Genomic DNA, 19,796 nt, shown 5'->3' on the forward strand with positions numbered 1-19,796 from the left:
GCTGCCGCAGGCTGCGATCTTTCAAACGATAACCCGATCAGGCAGCAGAAACCCGCTTCTTCTCGGCCATCCGGCTGCGCCCATACAACACTACAATCGCCAGAATCGCCACGGCCTGCGCCAATAGCGAATAAGCGTCGGCATGAATCCCCAGCCAGTCGAAATCGAAGAACGCCACCGGCCGCGTACCGATGATCCCGGCTTCCTGCAACGCCTTCACGCCATGCCCGGCGAACACCACCGACAACGCGCAGAGCAGACCGGCGTTGATGCTGAAGAACAGCGCCAGCGGCAGTTTCGCCGAGCCACGCAGGATCACCCAGGCCAGACCGATCAGCAGCACCAGCGCCGTCGCACCACCGGCCAGCACCGCATCATGCCCGGCGGGACCGGCCTGCAGCCACAGGGTTTCGTAGAACAGGATCACTTCGAACAACTCGCGATACACCGAGAAAAACGCGAGGATCGCGAAGCCGAAACGCCCGCCGCCGCCCACCAGGCTCTGTTTGATGTAGTCCTGCCAGGCTGCCGCGTGGCGCCGGTCGTGCATCCACACGCCGAGCCACAGCACCATGACGCTGGCGAACAGGGCCGTCGCGCCTTCGAGCAATTCACGCTGCGAGCCGCTGACGTCGATCACATACGCCGCCAGCGCCCAGGTACCCAGACCGGCGAGCAGCGCCAGGCCCCAGCCGAGGTTGACGCTGCGCACCGCCGATTGCTGGCCGGTATTGCGCAGGAACGCGAGGATCGCCGCCAGCACCAGAATCGCTTCGAGGCCTTCGCGCAGCAGAATCAGCAGACCGGAGATGTAGCTCAGCGACCAGCTCAGGCCATCGCTGCCAAGCAGTTCGGCAGACGCTTTGAGCTTGCCCTTGGCCGCGTCCAGGCGCTCTTCGGCCTGCGCCACCGGCAGACCATCCTGCAACGACTGACGGTAGGCCATCAGCGATTTTTCGGTGTCCTTGCGTACGTTGGCGTCGACGTTATCCAGCGAACTTTCGACCAGTTCGAAACCTTCCAGATACGCCGCCACCGACAGGTCATAGGCCTGATCACGATCACCGGCGCGGTAAGCCGCCAGGCTTTTGTCCAGCGTCGCGGCGGTGTAGTCGAGCAATTGCGCCGGGCCGCGTTTGACCTGCGGTGGCTGGGCGCGCTGGGCACGGAAGGTCGCGGCGACTGGCGCACCTTCGGCGGCCTGTACTTCGGCCGGCGTCTGGCGTGCCAGATCAGCGATATTGAAAGTCTTGTCGGACTTGGCGGCGGCCGGGTCGGCACTGAAGCCGGCGATGTAGGTCGCCAGGTCCCAGCGCTGACGGTCGTCCAGTTGATCGGCGAACGCCGGCATGTCGGTGCCTTCGACACCTTGGCCGAGGGTGCTGTAGATCGCGTACAGGCTCAGATGATCCATCCGCGCGGCATCGCGCAGGTTGGCCGGTGGCGGCGCCATGCCGAGGCCCGCCGGACCGTCACCGGCTCCGTTGGCACCGTGACAAACCGAGCAGTTTTGCGCATACAGCGGCGCGCCACGGGTCGGATCCGGCGTGATGATCGGCGCCTGGCTGACCTCATACGCCACCGCCAGTTTCGCCCCCAGTTGCCGGGCCTGACGGGCGACGTCGGCACCATCCTGCTTTGCCTTGATAGCCGCATGCAGAGCTTCGACGCCCTGCTCCAGCGCAGCCTTCTCCGGTTTGGCCGGCAGACCGCCGATCAGTCCTTGCAGCACTTGGGTGAATTCCAGCTGCTCGCGGTATTCGCCGTCGTCGACGACCTTGCCCGCTTCGACCGTCGGCGGGTAGTCGGCGCTGATGTAATCGAGCAGGTGCAGCGCTTGCGGGGCGCCTTCCACCGTGTCGGCCAGCAGGTTGAAGCTGCTCAGGGCGCACAACGGGAACACCAGCCAGGCCAGAAATCGGGACGCGGCAGTCATGAATGAGTCTCAAATGGAAATGCGAAGTTACATATTGTTCACTTCGAACGCTTTTCACTCAAGCGTTGTCGACGTACGCCACCTGGGACGGGTGCCATGAACCTTCGAAAACGGACGCATCACTTGGCCACTACCGCACTCTATACTGCGCCACCTCATTGCATTTGCTGTTCAAGGACGAACCCTCTTCATGCGCCATAGCTTGCTGCTACCCCTGTTGATCGCCACCGTTGTGCAGTTGAACGGTTGCGGTGCGTATCGCAATTACGATCTGGAGCTGCAACAGACCACCGCGCCGCTCAAAAACGGCAACATTGAAGGTGCCCTGTCGGTGATCGAAGCGAACAATCCGGACCCGGAAAAAGACCTGCTCTACTACTTCGAAAAAGGCGCCGTACTGAGTGCCGGCGGCGATTTTGCGCAAAGCCAGACCACCTGGCGCAGCGCCGAACAGATGATTATCGAACGCCAGGACACAATCCAGACCACTGGTGACAAGTTGCTTGCAGCAATGGGCGATCACTGGGGCAGCATCATCAACGACAAGCTGCGCCGCTACGATGGCTACGACTATGAAAAGGTCATGCTGACCACGCAAATGGCCCTCAATCAGTTGGCGCTAAATGACTTCGATGGCGCTCGCGCCGACATCAAGAAAACCCACGAGCGCGAAGCGCTGATCGCTCGGCAACGGGAGCTGGAATACGAAAAAATCGAGGAAGCAGCCAAGGCCCAGGGCGCACGTGTGCATTACAGGGATCTGCAGGGCTACCCGGTGGTAATGCTCGAATCGCCTGCGGTGATTGCCCTGAAAAACGGTTACCAAAGTGCATTCAGTCACTATCTCGCGGGCTTCACTTATGAAGCGCTGGGTGAAAAGGATCTTGCCGCACCCGGATATCGTCAGGCCATTGAACTGCGCCCGGACGTAGCCTTTTTTCAACAGGCACTGCGCGACCTCGGCAGCCCCGGACTCAAGGCCGATGAAAGTGACGTGCTGATCATTGTGCAAAGCGGGCTGGCACCTGCCCGCAGTTCAGTACGCGTGCCGTACCCGGTGAAGCTGGCAGACGGGCAAGTCATCGTCGCCAACATTTCGTTTCCGGTGATGGTGCCGGACACCTCAACCCCGCCGGTCAGTCAGGTGAGTATCGATGGTCGCCAGAAGAAACTGATCGCGGTCAACAGCATCACCGAAATGTCCTTGCGCACGCTGCGTGACGACATGCCCGGGATTATCCAGCGCACGACCTATCGGGCATTCCTCGCCGCAGATGTTCAAGGCACGGACAATCGACGCAACCCGAGCAAGGCGTCCTACGTGACTCACTGGGACAATTTCGAACACGCTGACACCCGCACCTGGCGCACCCTGCCTGACCTGACGCAGGTTGTGCGCCTGCGCCTGAAAAAGGGCGAGCATCTGATCAGCCTGTCGAATACCACGGCGCCGCTGAAGATCCGTATCGACCAGCACCGGCAGATGATCGGCCTGCGCGTGCTCGGTGGACAGATTTACGCCAATGGCAGCGCTTTTCAGTCCCGCACCTCACTGGAAAATCGAGTATCCAGCCTGAAATAAGTAATGGCACCAAACTAACAAGTGCGATTAAAAAGCTATTACATGGCCAGCATCGCCCGCTTATAATGCCGCGCCCTCGCTATAGCGACGCGGCATAAAAGCTCCTCTGGTTATGAGGAATTGGCAGGAGGCCAGCGCCACTGTCGATGGGTCACACCAGCCCGACCAGCACCGGCGGCTGATGCAGTTACTAGCTCAGGGAAGAAGTACCCCCATGGCATTGCGCACTCCCACCTTGATCGCGCTCAGCGCTGTCACTCTGCTGTCCGGCTGTTCGGCGTTTCGCAACTACGATTCGGAACTGGCCCAGACCAACCAGCAACTGGCCACCGGCAACGTCGACGCCGCGCTGACCCTGCTGGAAAAGAACAACACCGGCCCCGACAAAGATCTGCTCTATTACTTCGAGAAAGGTGAGTTGCTGCGCGCCAAGGGTGACCTGTCCGGCAGCCAGAACGCCTGGACCAGCGCCGACCAGGTGGTCGGTCAGTGGGAGGATTCGGTCAAGCTCGACTCCGGCAAATACCTGGCCCAGTTCGGCAGCTTCATCGTCAACGACAAGGTCCGTCGCTACGAAGGTTACGACTACGAGAAAGTCATGCTGACCACGCAGATGGCCCTCAACCTGCTGGCCGTCAACGATTTTGATGGCGCCCGCACCGCGATCAAGAAAACCCACGAACGTGAAGCGGTGATCGCCGACCTGCGCGACAAGGAATACCTCAAGAGTGAGGAAGAGGCCGAAAAGGAAGGGATCAAGACTCAGTACAAGGATCTGCAAGGCTACCCGGTCGCCAGCCTCGACGCGCCGGAAGTGGTCAGCCTGAAAAACAGCTATCAGAGTGCGTTCAGCCATTACCTGGCCGGTTTCGTCTACGAAGCCCTGGGCGAGAAAGACCTGGCTGCACCGGGCTACCGCAAGGCGGCCGAACTGCGCCCGAACACCCCACTGCTGGAACAGGCGCTGGTCAACCTCGACAAGCCGAGCAAGTCCGACGACAGCGACATCCTGATCGTGGTGCAAAGCGGTCTGGCACCTTCGCGCGATTCGATCCGCGTGCCGCTGCCATTGCCGATCTCCAACAATGTGGTGATCACTCCACTGTCGTTCCCGATCATCAAGCCTGACACCTCCACCGCACCCTTCGCGCAGATCGGTGTCGATGGCCAGCAAGTCAACCTGACGGCCCTCAACAGCACCACCGCCATGTCCCGCCGCGCCCTGCGCGATGACATGCCGGGGATCATTGTGCGCACCACCGTGCGCGCAATCACCAAAGGCGTGGCGCAGAAGAAGATCAACGAAACCAATCCGCTGGCCGGTCTGGCCGTGGGTATCTCTTCAGCCGTGCTGGAAGGTGCCGATACCCGTACGTGGCGCACCCTGCCGGACAATACCCAAGTGGTGCGTCTGCGCTTGAAGAAAGGCGAGCATCAAGTCAGCCTGCCGAGCGCCGTCGGCGGTTCGCTGGTCAAGGTCACCGTCGATCAGCGTTATCAAGTGATCAGCCTGCGAGCGGTGGGCAATCAGGTATTTGCCGGCGGCGTCGCCGCCCATGTCATCCCGAGCGTCGGCGCGACCAACGTCGCCAGCCTCAAACAACCTTAAGAACGGAGTCTTTGCATGCGCTTCAAACTCTTCGCCGTTGCCGCCCTCGCCGTCCTGGCCAGCGGCTGCGCCACCCCGCCACCGCCGGAGCCGGGCAGCGCCGCGAGCAAGGTCGTGGCCATGGGCCCGCAGAAACACATCGCGGTCGGCGCCATGCGCGTCGCCCGTGAGAACGGCTTCATGACCGTCAATGTGCAGTTGACCAACACCCTCAACAGCAACAAGACGTTCTACTACCGCTTCGCTTGGCTCGGTGCGGAAGGCTTTCCGGTCGCCGAGGAAGAAGTCTGGAAAAGCCAGATGATGTACGGCGCTCAGACCAGCTTCATCCAAGGCATCGCCCCGACCCCGAAAGCCGTGGACTTCCGTCTCGAACTCAAGACGCCTTAAGCCCGCCAACCTATTCCTGTATTAGAGAGCATTCCCATGTTTGCACGCTTTTCCCTGATCGCTGTCCTCGCCCTGCTGGCCTCCGGTTGCGCCAACACCTCGCCGACCCTGGGTAGCAAGAACATCAGCTACGGCGACACCAAAGCGGTTGAAACCGTGACCAACGAATTCGGTTCGACCGACCTGCAGATGATCGCCGAATCGATGACCCGCTCGCTGGCCCAGTCCGGCATTCTGCAGGGCCGCCCGGTGGTGCAGGTCTACGACGTGAAGAACAAGACCAGCGAGTACATCGATACCCGCGAAATCACCACCAGCATCAAGACTCAGTTGATGAAATCCGGCACCGCCCGCTTCGCCAGCGACAACACCGCGATGCAGAGCCAGGTCGATCAGCTCAAGCTGCAAAACCAGAGCGGCCTGTACAAGAAGAGTACCGTGGCCAAGACCGGCAACATGATCGCCGCCAAATACCGTCTGGAAGGTTCGATCAGCTCGATCGTCAAGCGCAGCAGCGACTACAAGGACGTCTTCTACAAATTCAGCCTGCAACTGATCGACGTCGAAAGCGGTCTGGCCGAGTGGATGGACGAAAAAGAGATCCGCAAAACCACGGAGCGTTAATTGATGCGCGCATGGATTGGCATGATGGCCCTGGCTTGCGCGTTCAGCGTGCAAGCGGCCCCGAAAGTCGCGGTAACGGATCTGGCGTATCAGGAACGTGTGGAGCAGTACATCCACATCGTTTCGGCGCAGAGCAATTACCGCGAGGGTTACTACAGCTCCAGTGGTTCGTCGAACTACAACGAGCTGGAAGCGACCACCAGCTACATCGAACAGGGTGAACTGCGTAAATTCACCGGCGACATCAAGGGCGAGATCCTGCGCACCGGGATGTTCCAGCTGGTGCAGGGCACGCCGTACACCGCATCGTCCAAGGGTGACGTCTACGACGTGATCAAGCGCATCAAGGCCGGCAGCTTCAAAGGCGCCGACTACGTGCTGTTCGGCACCGTATCCGACATCGACTTCACCCAGGACATGAACGAGCTGGCGCACACCGACAGCTATTCGGCGGTGCTGGGTCTGACGCTGGTGGCGGATTTCAGCCTGATCAACACCAAGACCTACGAGATCACCTCGGCCTTCACGGCGATGGGCGAAGCGCAGGACACCAAACTGGTGAACGGCCGCGACATCAAGATCTCGCTGAACCGCCCGCGGGTGGTGCGTGACGTGTCGAAAGCCCTGGGTGAGGACGTCGCCGGGCAACTGAGCATGCAGCTCGGTGGCGGCGGTTACGAGCAGCCGCGTGAGGCGCAGCAGCGCAACAACCTGCCGCGTGATACCGCGCCGGTGATTTTGCACTGACCAGCTGAGTGAACAACTCTGTAGTGAGGGGATTCATCCCCGATGGCTCGCGAAGCGAGCCCCTCTTGATCTTGAAAGAAGGGGCTGCTACGCAGCCCATCGGGGATAAATCCCCTCACCACAAAGCGCCCTCACCACAGTTGGATGTAACCCAGATGTATCGTCAGAAACGAAAAAGGCGACCTCGATAGGTCGCCTTTTTTCTGGCCGGGGCTTTTAGACCGCCGCTTTACGCAATGTCGCCATAAACGCCGCCGCGCCAATGAACAGCCCGGCAAACGTGCGGTTCATGCGTTTCTGCTGCTTCGGCGTGCGCAACAGGCGTAGCACCTTGGACGCCAAACCCGTGTAGCCAGCCATGACAACCAGATCCACGCAGATCATGGTCACACCGATCACCAGGTACTGCATCAGCAGCGGTGCGTGGGGATTGATGAACTGCGGCAGCACCGCCAGCATGAACACCAGCGCCTTGGGGTTACTGATGTTGACCAGGAAGCCGCGAAACACCAGCGCCAGCGGTTTGCCGATCGGCCGGACTGCCGCGTCATCGCTCATGTCCATGGGCAGCGCACGCCATTGCTTGACCGCCAGATAGACCAGATAGGCCACACCGAACCATTTGATCGCATAGAACGCGGTGGCCGAAGCAGTGAGGATCGCGCCGACCCCAGCACCGACAATCGCAATCTGTACCGCCAGGCCGACTTGCAGGCCCAATGCGTTCCAGTAACCGCGCCAGAAACCGTATTGCAGGCCGCTGGACATCGACGCAATGGCGCCAGCACCCGGGGACAGACTGATCACCCAGCAGGCGGCGAAAAATGCCAGCCATGTTTGAAGCTCCATCGCACACCTCGACTCTGAATCGTGACAGACGTCAAAGCTAATGCGGTTTGGGCCTAAAAGCAAAAGATCGCAGCCTGCGGCAGCGCCTACATTGAAATGCGATCTTTTGATCTTGTCTGGAAAACTACTTCTCGAATCCTGGACGGAAACACATCGCTGCCGCGCCAACGCCGCACCGAGCGCTGGAAGAACAGGCTGTTCGGCACTTGTACCATGGCGCTGCCAGTGCCCAGTTCCTCTGCCTCGATCAACGTGGTGTAAAGCAGATTGATCGCCACCACCCGGCCTTTGACCCCGGGTTTGTCAGTGGTGTCGACCAGCTCCACCACATCGCCGAGGCGGAACGGGCCGACGGTGAAGATCAGGATCGCGCAGAGCAGGTTCGACAGCACACTCCACATCGCGAAGAACGCCACCGCCGCCACCGCGACGAAACCCGACAGCGCCGTCCACAACACCGTGGCCGACACCCCGAGGCGCTCCAGCACAAAGATCAGCGCACTGCCCATGATCAGCCAGCGCAGACCGCCACGCAGCGGCATCAGCAACTGCGGCGGAAACGGGTAGCGCTCACCCAGACGGGTCAGGCCTTTGGCAACGAAGCGCTGGGCCAGATAGCCAGCCAGCAGGATCAGCAGAATCTGCACGCCGAGCCAGATCGGCTCGACCCACACCGCCGGCAATGGCCACTTGAACGCGTCCATCAGGACAGCGCCTCCAGCTCCGCCTGCATGCTTTCCAGCGTCTCGAGCGCCTCCATCCACGCTTCTTCCAGCTCGGCTTCGCGCACTTTCAGCCTGGCCTGCTCGGCCAGCAGATCACGCAACTCGTTCTTGCGCGCCGGCTCGTAGATATCGCTGTCGCCGAGGCTGGCATCCACCTTGGCGAGTTTTTCGTGAAGTTTGCCGAGCTCGGCTTCGAGCTTGTCGGCTTCGCGCTTGTGCGGCGCCAGTTGCTGACGCAATGCAGCGGCGGCCTGGCGCTGGGCCTTCTTGTCGGTTTTGTCCGGGTTAACCGGCGTGTTGCTGACCGGCGCGTTGCGCTGGCGGTATTCCACCAGCCAGCGCGCGTAATCTTCAAGGTCGCCATCGAACTCTTCGACCTTGCCGTCAGCGACCAGGTAGAAGTTGTCAGTGGTGCTCTTGAGCAAGTGCCGATCGTGAGACACCACCAATACCGCGCCGCTGAATTCCTGCAGCGCCATGGTCAGCGCCAGGCGCATTTCCAGGTCGAGGTGGTTGGTCGGTTCGTCGAGCAGCAACAGGTTCGGCCGCTCCCAGGCGATCAACGCCAGGGCCAGACGCGCTTTTTCGCCACCGGAGAAATTCAGTACCGGCTCGTCGATACGCGCGCCACGGAAGTCGAAACCGCCAAGGAAGTCGCGCAGGGTCTGCTCGCGTTCGGTCGGCGCCAGACGCTGCAGGTGCAGCAACGGGCTGGCCTTGGCATCCAGCGAGTCGAGTTGATGCTGGGCGAAGTAGCCGACCACGGTGTTCTCGCCGCGTGTCAGACGCCCGGCCAGCGGTTCGAGCTCGCCGGCGAGGTTCTTGATCAGGGTCGACTTGCCGGCACCGTTCGGCCCGAGCAGACCGATCCGCGCCCCCGGGATCAATTGCAGCTTGACCTTCTCCAGGATGGTTTTTTCGCCGTAACCCAGACGCGCATCGGACAGGTCGATCAGCGGGCTGGAGATCTTGGTCGATTCACGAAAGACGAAGTCGAACGGCGAATCGACGTGGGCCGCCGACAGCTCTTCCATGCGTTCCAGGGCCTTGATCCGGCTCTGCGCCTGACGGGCCTTGGTGGCCTGGGCCTTGAAGCGGGCGATGTAGCTTTCCATGTGCGCACGTTGCGCCTGCTGCTTCTCGTAGGCCTGTTGCTGCTGGGCCAGACGCTCGGCACGGGCACGCTCGAACGCGGTATAGCCGCCCCGGTACAGGGTCAGTTTGCGCTGATCGACATGGGCCACGTGATCGACCACTTCATCGAGGAAGTCGCGGTCGTGGGAAATCAGCAGCAAGGTCCCCGGGTAACTTTTCAGCCACTCTTCGAGCCAGATGATCGCGTCGAGATCCAAGTGGTTGGTCGGTTCGTCGAGCAACAACAAGTCCGACGGACACATCAAGGCCTGCGCCAGGTTCAGACGCATCCGCCAGCCACCGGAGAAATCGCCTACTTGACGATCCATCTGCTCGTTGGTGAAACCCAGACCGGCGAGCAACTTGCGCGCCCGCGCATCGGCGGTATAGCCGTCGGCGCTGTCGAGTTCGGCGTGCAGACGGGCCAGAGCCGTGCCATCGTGGGCCGCTTCGGCGGCGGCGAGGTCACGTTGCACTTCGCGTAGACGCAGGTCGCCATCGAGCACATAGTCGACCGCCAGGCGTTCGAGCGTGTCGACCTCCTGGCGCATGTGCGCGATCCGCCAGTCGGCCGGCAGCAGGCAATCGCCCGAGTCCGGATGCAACTCGCCGCGCAGCAAGGCGAACAGGCTGGATTTGCCGGCGCCGTTGGCACCGATGAGGCCGGCTTTGTGGCCGGCGTGCAGGGTCAGCTCGGCGTCTTCTAGCAGACGTTGCGGGCCACGCTGTAAAGTCAGGTTCTGAAGTCGGATCATAATGGCGGCGGAGTCTACCAGCTTCGCTCACAACTGGCGCGAGTAGCACGATGTCCTCTGACCTGTGGAGCTTTTCCCTTGCCACCTACGCCCGACCAGGCGTGGAACCTGCCTGCCTGCAACTGCAAAGGGCGGGGGCCAATGTCTGCCTGCTGCTGTGCGGTCTGTGGTTGGAACAACGTGGCGTGGCCTGCGACGAACAACGCCTGGAGCAGTTGAAAACGCTGGTGGGGTCTTGGGATGCGGAGGTGGTGCAGCCACTGCGTGCGTTGCGCACTCAATGGAAAACCCTGGCCGAGGAAGATCCGGTACTCAAGGGGCTGCGAGCACAAATGAAGGCGCTGGAGCTGGAAGCCGAACGGCATCTGCTGTGGCAACTGGAACAGGTTGCGCAGGATTGGCCGCGCGATGACGCATCAGCGTCGGGGGAGTGGCTTGAGAGTCTGACGGGATCGGCCGCCAGCCCGAACCGCGACGCGCTGCNGTGCTGCGCGTCGCGGCAACCGGCACTTAGGAAGCGCTGGTCGGGTTGCTGCTGGCGCTCGACGCAGCGGCTGGCATTGGCGCAGTCGTGGTGGTCGAGGTGGAAGCGGCTGGAGCAGGCGCGGCGGCCGGCGCCGGAGCGGTTGGCTTGGCAGCCGGTGCTGTCGCCGGTTTGGCGGCAGCAGGTTTGGCAGCGGCCGGTTTTTTCGCGGCAGGTTTGGCGGCAGGTTTGGCGGCTGGTTTAGCGGCCGGCTTGGCGGCTACCGGTTTGGCAACAGGCTTGGCTGCAGCGGTCGCAGGTTTTGCTGCTGCAGGTTTGGCAGCGGTTTTAGCGGCAGGCTTGGCCGCTGGTTTGGCAGCAACCTTGGCAGCAGGTTTTGCCGCGACCGGTTTGGCCGCAGTCTTGGCTGCCGGTTTTGCCGCAGCGGTTTTCGCGGCAGGTTTGGCAGCCGGTTTTACCGCGACTTTGGCAGCTGGTTTAGCAGCAGCGGTTTTTACCGGAGCGGCTTTGCGCGCAGCAGGTTTTGCCGCTGGCTTGGCAGCCGGTTTTGTCGCTGCAGGTTTGGCAGCGGCAGTACGAGCAGCCGGTTTCGCAGCGCTCGCCGCAGCCGGTTTTTTCACTGCGGTTTTGGCAGCAGGTTTGGCGGCGGTTTTAGCCGGTGCCTTGGCCGCTGGTTTTGCCGCTGGCTTGGCTGCAGCAGTTTTCGCCGGCGCTTTTGCCGCCGCAGGTTTCGCGGCCGCTTTCTTCGCAGGCACTGCTGCAGGTTTTGCTGCGCGAGAGGTCAGCGCCTTGCCGGCGGCCTCTTGGACACGACCGACACCCTGAGCCAGTTTCAGGCTTTCCTGGGCGTCGCGCTTGAGTTGCAGAATGTAGCCACGAGTGTCGGACTGACGATCCTTCAGCGCATCGAGCAGGTCTTCGAGTTCTTTGACGGCAGCCTTGGCCTTGTTCTGCGCCTTGGCTTTACCGGCAGCGGCTGCGTCCTGCAATTTGGTGCGGGATTTGTGCAGTTTTTCTTGCGCCTTGCCGCGTTGCTTTTCCAGTTTGGCGAGCAGTTTTTCAGCATCAGCCAAGGCTTGGGAGCAAGCGTTTTCCAAATGCTCGAGCAGGCTGCCCGAGAGTTGTTGGAGTAAGTGCAACGGAGTGTTTACAGGCTTCTTGGTGGCCGACATGGTTTACCTCCTGGCTGACGTGAGTGCGGCTCATACTAGACCTCTGCAGTTACCGCCGCTAGGTCATCTTGACAGTAACGAAACCGTTGCGTTGCAACGAAGCGAAAATGTTCTGCACAAAGACAAAAGCAGTTCACCGTTGCAGACGTTCGCGCTGGCATAATCGCCCGCATCTCAGGACGGAGTGTGCCCATGTCGCGCTACCTTGTTTTATCCCTCTGGATGATTTTTTCCGCCGCCCACGCCGACGAAAAAACCACCGCGAACGATGCTCACGATCTGGCCTACAGCCTCGGCGCCAGCCTCGGTGAACGCTTGCGCCAAGAGGTCCCGCAATTGCAGATTCAGGCGTTGGTCGACGGATTGCAGCAGGCCTATCAAGGCAAGCCATTGGCACTGAGCGAAGCACGGATCGAGCAGATCCTCGCCGATCACGAATCGCAAAACGCCGAACACTCCACGCTGCCTTCAAGCGATGCCGCGATGGAAAACGAACAACGTTTTCTCACCGCCGAAAAAGCCAAGCCAGGCGTGAAGGAACTGGCCGACGGCATCCTGTTGACCGAGCTGACCCCGGGCAGCGGTGCCAAGGCCGGCCCGGATGGGAAAGTGCAGGTGCTGTACGTCGGTCGATTGCCGGATGGCACGGTGTTCGACCAGAACACTCAGCCGCAATGGTTCAGCCTCGACAGTGTGATTGCCGGCTGGCGTACCGCACTGCAGAACATGCCGGTAGGTGCCAAGTGGCGATTGGTGATTCCATCGGATCAGGCCTACGGGGCCGATGGTGCGGGTGATCTGATCGCGCCATTTACACCACTGGTGTTTGAAGTCGAGTTGCGCGGCGCAACGAGCTGATTCACGCCGATTCACGGGCATAAAAAAACGCGATGCGCTTTCGGCGCACCGCGTTTTTTTCATGTCTGCGAGAAACCTGTCAGGCCTGAACCGGATCTTCCTGCTTGTGTGCCGTGTGCAGCACTTCAATCAGACAGTCTTCCAACTCGAAGCGCTCGTGCAGCAGGCCACCCAGTTCCTTGAACTTCTCGGCGACACATTTGCCTGCATCGCAAAGGTCGTTGAACGCGAGGAGTTTTTCGGTGATGACGTCGATACGCGGGTAAAGGGTTTCGGCAAGTTCGAGGCCGCGCTTGTCGTTGAAGGCCTTGGCTTCACCGGTCAGCTGTTCGTAGATTTCGAAGTGCCCGGCCGAGACGTAATCGACCAGCACACCGCAGAATTCCAGCAAGGGTTTACGGTTCTCGGACAGAGCCTGTGGCTTGTCGCCCAACTTGTCGTAGGCACCGATCAGATCTTCACGCTCTTGCAACCAGCGGTCGATCAGCAGATGAACTCCACCCCAGCGTTCCTGAGCATTCTGACAACTTTCGAGCATGGCGATCTCTCTTCCCTTGTGGGTCATGCTGCTCTACACCCGCGCCCCTCTTCTGGCTGTTATCACTTGGAGGCGAACCGGGCAGAGCGTCATCGAGCAACATAAATCCAATGACACGTGCGGGCCAGATTATGCCCGCACGCCTGTGGCTTCAAGGTACGCAGGAGATAAAGTTCATACAAGTGTTTAATCCCTGACCAGCGTGCGGTGCGACGCTTCGCCGCTGGGGGAGCGCTGCAGAGCGCTCCAGACCAGCCGCAGCAATTGGTACACAGACAGGATGAACATTGCCACAAAGAACAGCAGGCTCCACTCGGGGATACTCAAATCGAACAGTGTCCAGGAAATTTCTGCGCAATCTCCACCGCCTCTGAGCATCCGCACCGTGGCACACAACCATGGCAGGTTGCTGAACAACGCTTCGGAATCAGGCGCGCAGCGGGTCATCTGCATCAGCGGGTCACTCTGCAGCAACACCTGTCGCCAGGCCGCCGTCGTCCCGCCCAGGCTCAGGCCAAGCGCGGCGCCCCAGTACAGCGACAGGCCGACACGCCGTGGGCCATGGACCGCCGCCACCCCGCAACAGAACGTCAGCAACGCCATGAAGAACCGTTGCGCCAGGCACAGGCTGCAGGGCGTCAGCCCGACCGCATACTCGAGATAATAGGAAGCTCCCAGGGCCATAGCCCCTGCAGTGAAAGCCGTGAATAACAAGGAGCGTGAACAGGCCAACGACATGGCTTTTCCGTAGCAATAGAGACAGGCAGTTACGGTAGAGGAAAGCTTGTCAGCCTTTCAAGGCGGAGCTCTGGCGACAGTTCACCAGAAGTGTAGGGAAAACCCGACAGACGCGAGAGGAATAGGCGTAGTCCCCTGTAGGACTTCGCCCAAGACGCCCGCCGGTGGTAATTATTCGCTCACTGAACGTTCACGAGGGAGCATGCTCCCTCGCGAAATCAGGCGTGAACCGGCACTGGCAACGGCGCAGCCAGCAGGCGCTCGTCCAGCAATCCGAGACCTTCCTGGAACAACTGGTTACTGCGCTCGGTGTCACCCAGTTGCGCAAGCAGACGCGCCAGCTCTGCACAGGCTTCCGGATTGCGCTGCAGCCGCAGACTGCTTTCCAGGTAATCCCGTGCCTTGCCCCACAAGCTGGTTTGCAGACAGAGACGACCGAGGGTCAGCAACAGGCTCGGATCCGCCGGATGCTCTTTGAGCCAGCCTTCGGCGGTCTGCAACTGACGCGCCGGATCACTGCCGCGGACCAGGCCATACAGCCGAGCAAGATGGCTGTCGTACTTGCGCTTGAGGGCGCTGCGCAGGACTTCTTCCGCTTCAACCTGTGCGCCCAGCTGACGCAGTTGCTCGGCGTATGCCAGCACCAGCGCCGGTTCCTGACGCTGCGCGGACGTCAATTGCTCCCAGGCACGGGTGAGTGACTGCAGACCAACCTTGCCGTCCTCGTCACGATGCGCCGCCAGCGACAGGTTGTTACCCCAGGCTCGCCGTTCCAGTTCAGCCAGTTCGGCTGGCGGCAGAGCCTTGTCCTTGCGCAGTTCCGGCAACAGGCGAACCACCGCCGACCAGTCGCCGCGCTGCTGATGCAGACGCTGCAACTGCCGCAAGGTCTGCACGTTATGCGGATGCCGCTCGTGCATCGCTTGCAGGGTCACCAGGGCGCCGTCGGTATCACCGCGATCGGTCTGCAATTGCGCATGACTCAAGGCAATCGCCAGTTCGGCCTGCGGCTGGCGCTCCAGCGCACGCTCAAGCAACTGATCGCACTCCTTGTACTTGCCTTGCTCGTTGGCCGCGCGTGCCGCGCCGAGGTAATACAACAGCGGCTGGCGCTCGGCCTCGGCGGCGCGAGACAGGTGACGTTGCGCGCTGGCCCAGCGACCTTCGGCCAGATCCAGCTGACCGTGTTCGATGGCCACCTGCACTCGCCGGCTGCGATTACGTCGCGACCACGGGTTGACCACACCACTGGAGGCCATGACCAGCTCGACCAGGGCCTTGATGCCCCAGATCAGCAGCCACAACACCGCAATCAGTGCCAGCGTCGCCCACAGACTGGATTCATAACGGAAGCTCTTGTAGGCGATCAGCACGTACCCGGAGTGCTCGGCAATCGCCAGGCCCAGCGCCGCCGTCGCGGCGATCACCAGAAACACGATCACATACAGGCGTTTCATGGCGTGGTCTCCTGCGCGGTGTTGGCGGCAGGTTTGGCGAACGGTTTGACCGATTCTTCAGCGTTGACGTTACGCCGCTCCAGATAAGCCTGCACCGCGCTCAACGTGCCGGTCAGATCCGGCGTCTTGACGGTGACCGGTTGCTGGCTCAGCTCGGCAACCTGTTCGAGCATGGTTTTGCTCTGCGGATTGTCCGGGTTGAAATTGCCCTTGAGCACGTCCCGCGCTTCGGTCAGCGCCTGGGTGTAGACGGGCGCCTGGCCATTGAGCGCCGCCCATTGCGCCTGCTCCAGCGCCAGGCTCAGGGCCAGACGCACCTGGCTCAGGCTTTGCCCGGCCAGCAGTGGCTTCACGTTCTTGTCGGCATTGAAATCGATGCGGATGTAGCGCGACACCTGATCCCACCACTGCGCCCAGCGGCTGGCGCCATCGCCGTCAGCGGTCAGGCCCAGCAGTGACTCGCCACGATCCTTGTACTCCGGGGCCAGTTCGGTCAGTTCGATGACCTGGTCACGCAAGGCACCAATGCGCAGGAACAGGCCGGTGCGATCCGGCTGTTCGGTGCTGCGCAGCGCGACGAGGGTTTTCGCCACTTGCTCGCGGGCGGCGAACGATCCCGGATCGTTCTGCTCACGGAGAATTTCGTCAGCGCCCTGCACCAGCGCCTGAGCGCTGCTGATGTCCTGCAAGGCCGAAAGGCGCAGGCTGGCCAGTCGCAGCAGATGCTCGGCCTCGGCCAGACGCCAGTCCTTGCGGCTGGCACCGAGGACGGTTTCCAGACGCTGGTTGAGGCGCTGCTGATCACCCTGCAGTTGCGTCACCAGACGCTGGCGCTCGGCGAGTTCATCGGCACCGGGCAGTTGCGCGAGGCGCTCGGTCAGGCGCTGTTCGTTGAGTTTGAGGCTCTGCGCCTGATCGTTCAACGCTTGCACCTGGCCAGACTGCTGCGCAGTGTTGGTCTGCAGGTGACGCACCTGCCAGACACCCCAGCCACCAATCGCCACGCCGGCAGCGCCGAGCAACAGGGCGACAATGGCCAGGCCGTTGCCTCGGCGCGGCGCTTGGGCCGGCGGTGGCGTTTCAACCTGGGCATCGATCACAGGCTGGACATCATCTTTAGGCAAGGCTGTTTCGCTCACGTATCCATCCTTTGCATTAGAGAACGGGCACGGGATGCTCCCGTAACGCCGTCAGCAAAGCCGCAGCACTCGCGCCACGGCAATCCACAACTGTTTGGGCCCCGGCGGCACGTGCCAGCTCGGCGACCCTTGGGCTTGGCACAAACAACGGCAACTGCGCAATCGCCGGCCAGGCAGCGCCGGCCAGTTGGCACAGGTGCTCGAAACCCTGTCCACTGCTGACCACCAGCCCGTTCAAGCGTTCCGCTTCGATCCGTCGGGGCAGTTCATCCGGGGCATAGGCTGGCAGGTCACGCCTGTATAACTCCAGATACTCGACACTAGCACCTAGCGCACGCAGGCGCTCGGCGAGCAGCTCGCGACCGCCCTCCCCGCGCAGGATCAGCACCTGCGCGTCGGCCCCGCTGACCGCTTCGCGCAGACGCGGCAATTGCAGCAGGGCTTCGCTGTCATCGCCGTCGGCGGGAAAGTGTACGTCGAGACCGTGATCGCGAAGAATCTGCGCGGTCGCCGCGCCGACGCTGAACCACGGCATCGACAACGACCCAGGCCCATGAGCGTCCAGCAGATCAAGCGCAATCCGCGCCGCCGGTTTGCTGACCACGATGATCGCGCTGCAGCCCGACAGTTGCGCCAGTGCTCGACGTATCTTGTCAGAAACCGGCAGCGGCACGATGTCCAGAAGCGGCAGACAACTGCTGAAAAAACCTTCTGCGGCCAACACCCCGGCCAGCACCGCACAGTCATCCGCAGGACGCGTCAGCAGCAGGCGCCAGGCAGTCACTCGTGACCTGCCTCGCCATACACCGCTTTGAGAATGTCGTCGGCCCCCTGACTGAGCAGGTCTTCAGCGACCTTCACACCCAGTGCTTCGGCATCGGCGCGCGACGCACGGGCCTCGGCGCTGAGCAGCTTGCCGCCGCTCGGCTCGCCCACCAGACCACGCAGCCACAATTGCTCACCTTCAAGCACGGCGTAGCAGGCGATCGGCACTTGGCAGCCGCCATTCAGATGTTTGTTCAGAGCACGTTCAGCGGTCACGCGCGAAGCGGTGTCGGCATGGTGCAGCGGTGCGAGCAAGGCGTGGATTTGCGTATCGGCGCTACGACATTCGATGCCGACCGCGCCCTGGCCACCGGCCGGCAGACTGTCGTCGATACTGATCGCCGAGGTGATGCGGTCTTCGAAACCGAGACGAATCAGGCCGGCTGCCGCGAGAATGATCGCGTCGTACTCGCCGGCATCGAGCTTGGCCAGACGGGTGTTGACGTTGCCGCGCAGGAAGCGGATTTCCAGATCCGGGCGACGGGTCAACAGTTGCGCCTGACGACGCAGGCTGGAGGTGCCGACGATGGCGCCGGCAGGCAGCGCATCCAGGCTTTGATAGGTATTGGAAACGAAAGCATCACGCGGATCTTCACGTTCGCAGATGCAGAACAGTCCCAGGCCTTCGGGGAAGTCCATCGGCACGTCTTTCATCGAATGCACGGCGATGTCGGCTTCGTTTTCCAGCAGCGCGGTTTCCAGTTCCTTGACGAACAGACCCTTGCCGCCGATTTTCGACAGCGGTGAGTCGAGCAGCTTGTCGCCGCGACTGACCATGGGCACCAGCGTCACCAGCAGACCCGGATGGGCCTCCTCAAGACGGGCTTTGACGTATTCGGCCTGCCAGAGGGCCAGCGCACTTTTACGGGTGGCGATGCGGATTTCGCGAGAGGACATGGATCAATCCGTACTGAATAGATACGACGGATAATAACAGCTCAGCCAAATCCACTTTGACTTGAATCAGAAACGGCGTGGCCTCCCTGGCCTGCAATGCCCGGCAGAAGAACGTGCAACCGCGCGCGAAGGCCGGGTCAGAGGCCCTGCATCATCTTGCGCACACCGGCCACATGCCGCCGGCTGACGATCAGCGCATCACCATTGAGGCCTTTGAGGAACAGCTGGAAATGCCCAAGCGGCGTGCGTTGCAGACGCTCGATACGGTCGCGGGCCACCAGCGCGTTACGGTGGATGCGCACGAAACGCTCGCCGAATTCGTCTTCGAGGGCCTTGAGCGGCTCGTCCAGCAACACCTCGCCACTTTCATGGCGCAGGGTCACGTACTTGTGATCAGCAATGAAATAGACCACCTGATCCAGCGGGATCAGTTCGATGCCTTTTCGGGTTCGGGCGCTGATATGACTGCGCGGGCCGTTGCCGCTTTCGGCGGCAGGCCGAGTCAGGGCCGAAAGTTGCGCCCGGTTGGGACGTTCAGCCCGCTTCAGGGCGTCATGCAGATGTTCGGTTCGCACGGGTTTCACCACATAGCCCACGGCGCTGGCCTGCAGGGCTTCCACGGCAAATTCATCGGGGCTGGTGCAAAACACCACGGCCGGCGGCGTTTCACGCTCGCACAGACGGGCAGCCACTTGCAGGCCATCGAGGCCCGGCATGCGGATATCGAGCAGCACGATATCCGGCTTGTGGCTGTCGATCAGCGCCAACGCCTCTTCGCCATTCGTGGCGCTGGGCTCCAGAACTGTATAACCCTCGAGCTCGCTCACCATTCGGCTGAGGCGCTCGCGAGCCAGTGGTTCGTCATCAACGATCAGGACATTCATATTGCGCTGGATTCCTGCGTGAGTCTCGCACAAGGATAGCGTAGACAGGTGAAGTGACGTCCGTCACCGCGATCCACGCTAAGACTAGCCCGAGCGCCAAAAAGTGCCGTACGTCGGCCAGCAATATTTGCCAGTGTCCGGGTCGTACTGCTCAAAGCCCGCTGTTTTCTGCGTTTTTCACGGGGTATGCCAAAGGACAAATCCACCCACCCCCTCTTCTTATAGTCGGCGTCCAGACCTTAGCGCGATCTGCAGTCGCGCCGACCCTTATGTCCAACTGTAGACGCTTGCCGGGCCGATATTGCTCAATCGAAAAATATCCTTGCGCAAATCCCCTGCAGACAGCGCCGACTATGAACGAGCGGATGAGAAAAAAACGTATCGACCAGTGTCAGCGACAGGATTGGCAACCCTGTTATTATCCGCGCCAGCGTTTCACGCCTTCTTTCTCCA

Annotated in this window: 18 protein-coding genes and 2 pseudogenes; 7 read left to right on the plus strand and 13 right to left on the minus strand. The window is 61.4% G+C overall.

Annotation, left to right across the window (positions count from 1 at the left end):
• Positions 1–37: 37 nt before the first annotated feature.
• Positions 38–1,936, minus strand: coding sequence for an FTR1 family protein (locus ACTJKS_RS03325; protein ID WP_108184165.1), 1,899 nt, complete (start codon positions 1,934–1,936; stop codon positions 38–40).
• Positions 1,937–2,126: 190 nt separating this feature from the next.
• Between ACTJKS_RS03325 and ACTJKS_RS03330 the strand changes: the two genes are divergently transcribed.
• The 5 genes from ACTJKS_RS03330 (at position 2,127) to ACTJKS_RS03350 (ending at position 6,888) form a co-directional block, all read left to right on the plus strand.
• Positions 2,127–3,518 carry a COG3014 family protein gene (locus tag ACTJKS_RS03330; RefSeq protein ID WP_041072026.1) on the plus strand — a complete coding sequence of 464 codons (1,392 nt, stop codon included), beginning with the start codon at positions 2,127–2,129 and terminating at the stop codon, positions 3,516–3,518.
• 214 nt (positions 3,519–3,732) lie between these two features.
• Complete coding sequence (locus tag ACTJKS_RS03335; protein ID WP_041072025.1) at positions 3,733–5,127, plus strand: COG3014 family protein; 1,395 nt, start codon at positions 3,733–3,735, stop codon at positions 5,125–5,127.
• A 15-nt stretch (positions 5,128–5,142) separates the two neighbouring features.
• Complete coding sequence (locus ACTJKS_RS03340) at positions 5,143–5,517, plus strand: YcfL family protein (protein ID WP_041072023.1); 375 nt, start codon at positions 5,143–5,145, stop codon at positions 5,515–5,517.
• Positions 5,518–5,553: 36 nt separating this feature from the next.
• The gene (gene lpoB, locus ACTJKS_RS03345; protein ID WP_003229365.1) at positions 5,554–6,141 is read left to right on the plus strand and encodes a penicillin-binding protein activator LpoB; all 588 of its coding nucleotides are present in this window, start codon (positions 5,554–5,556) and stop codon (positions 6,139–6,141) included.
• Positions 6,142–6,144: 3 nt separating this feature from the next.
• Entirely contained in the window at positions 6,145–6,888 is a 744-nt protein-coding gene (locus ACTJKS_RS03350; RefSeq protein ID WP_108184166.1) for a penicillin-binding protein activator LpoB, read from the plus strand.
• A 216-nt stretch (positions 6,889–7,104) separates the two neighbouring features.
• Here ACTJKS_RS03350 and rhtB read toward each other — a convergent pair whose 3' ends face one another.
• The 3 genes from rhtB to ACTJKS_RS03365 all read right to left on the minus strand — a co-directional run bounded on the left by rhtB (position 7,105) and on the right by ACTJKS_RS03365 (position 10,351).
• Entirely contained in the window at positions 7,105–7,737 is a 633-nt protein-coding gene (gene rhtB / locus ACTJKS_RS03355) for a homoserine/homoserine lactone efflux protein (RefSeq protein ID WP_041072021.1), read from the minus strand.
• Positions 7,738–7,823: 86 nt separating this feature from the next.
• A complete protein-coding gene (locus ACTJKS_RS03360; RefSeq protein WP_262948648.1) occupies positions 7,824–8,441 on the minus strand; it encodes a mechanosensitive ion channel family protein in 618 nt (205 codons plus the stop codon).
• Positions 8,441–10,351: an ATP-binding cassette domain-containing protein gene (locus ACTJKS_RS03365; protein ID WP_108184167.1), complete on the minus strand. Its 1,911-nt coding sequence runs from the start codon at positions 10,349–10,351 to the stop codon at positions 8,441–8,443. Before ACTJKS_RS03365 ends, ACTJKS_RS03360 begins: the two co-directional genes overlap by 1 nt.
• Positions 10,352–10,401: 50 nt before the next feature.
• Here ACTJKS_RS03365 and ACTJKS_RS03370 point away from each other — a divergent pair.
• Positions 10,402–10,865: pseudogene (locus ACTJKS_RS03370) on the plus strand (TIGR02444 family protein).
• Here the strand turns inward: ACTJKS_RS03370 and ACTJKS_RS03375 are convergent.
• Entirely contained in the window at positions 10,862–12,007 is a 1,146-nt protein-coding gene (locus tag ACTJKS_RS03375) for an AlgP family protein (protein WP_108184169.1), read from the minus strand. The pseudogene ACTJKS_RS03370 and the gene ACTJKS_RS03375 overlap by 4 nt on opposite strands.
• Before the next feature lie 192 nt (positions 12,008–12,199).
• Between ACTJKS_RS03375 and ACTJKS_RS03380 the strand changes: the two genes are divergently transcribed.
• A complete protein-coding gene (locus ACTJKS_RS03380; protein WP_108184170.1) occupies positions 12,200–12,865 on the plus strand; it encodes an FKBP-type peptidyl-prolyl cis-trans isomerase in 666 nt (221 codons plus the stop codon).
• Between the two features lie 79 nt (positions 12,866–12,944).
• On the opposite strand, the gene ACTJKS_RS03385 is transcribed toward ACTJKS_RS03380, so the two are convergent.
• The 8 genes and pseudogenes from ACTJKS_RS03385 to ACTJKS_RS03420 form a co-directional block, all read right to left on the minus strand.
• Entirely contained in the window at positions 12,945–13,403 is a 459-nt protein-coding gene (locus ACTJKS_RS03385) for an Rsd/AlgQ family anti-sigma factor (RefSeq protein ID WP_041072012.1), read from the minus strand.
• Between the two features lie 186 nt (positions 13,404–13,589).
• Complete coding sequence (locus tag ACTJKS_RS03390) at positions 13,590–14,141, minus strand: disulfide bond formation protein B (RefSeq protein ID WP_108184171.1); 552 nt, start codon at positions 14,139–14,141, stop codon at positions 13,590–13,592.
• Positions 14,142–14,359: 218 nt separating this feature from the next.
• Positions 14,360–15,598: a heme biosynthesis protein HemY gene (locus ACTJKS_RS03395; protein ID WP_108184172.1), complete on the minus strand. Its 1,239-nt coding sequence runs from the start codon at positions 15,596–15,598 to the stop codon at positions 14,360–14,362.
• Positions 15,595–16,737: a uroporphyrinogen-III C-methyltransferase gene (locus ACTJKS_RS03400; RefSeq protein WP_041072009.1), complete on the minus strand. Its 1,143-nt coding sequence runs from the start codon at positions 16,735–16,737 to the stop codon at positions 15,595–15,597. The genes ACTJKS_RS03395 and ACTJKS_RS03400 overlap by 4 nt, the downstream gene beginning before the upstream one ends.
• A gap of 16 nt (positions 16,738–16,753) precedes the next feature.
• Complete coding sequence (locus ACTJKS_RS03405; protein ID WP_108184174.1) at positions 16,754–17,521, minus strand: uroporphyrinogen-III synthase; 768 nt, start codon at positions 17,519–17,521, stop codon at positions 16,754–16,756.
• Complete coding sequence (gene hemC, locus ACTJKS_RS03410) at positions 17,518–18,459, minus strand: hydroxymethylbilane synthase (RefSeq protein ID WP_108184175.1); 942 nt, start codon at positions 18,457–18,459, stop codon at positions 17,518–17,520. The genes ACTJKS_RS03405 and hemC overlap by 4 nt, the downstream gene beginning before the upstream one ends.
• A 137-nt stretch (positions 18,460–18,596) precedes the next feature.
• On the minus strand, positions 18,597–19,343 hold the full coding sequence (locus ACTJKS_RS03415) for a LytR/AlgR family response regulator transcription factor (protein WP_041072003.1): 747 nt from the start codon (positions 19,341–19,343) through the stop codon (positions 18,597–18,599).
• A pseudogene (locus ACTJKS_RS03420) lies at positions 19,340–19,480 on the minus strand (sensor histidine kinase); the annotation flags it as partial. The gene ACTJKS_RS03415 and the pseudogene ACTJKS_RS03420, both read right to left, overlap by 4 nt.
• Positions 19,481–19,796 lie beyond the last annotated feature (316 nt).

Origin of the sequence: Pseudomonas sp. 22189 (assembly GCF_052045635.1) — a bacterium.
Classification (GTDB): Bacteria; Pseudomonadota; Gammaproteobacteria; order Pseudomonadales; family Pseudomonadaceae; genus Aquipseudomonas; species Aquipseudomonas parakoreensis.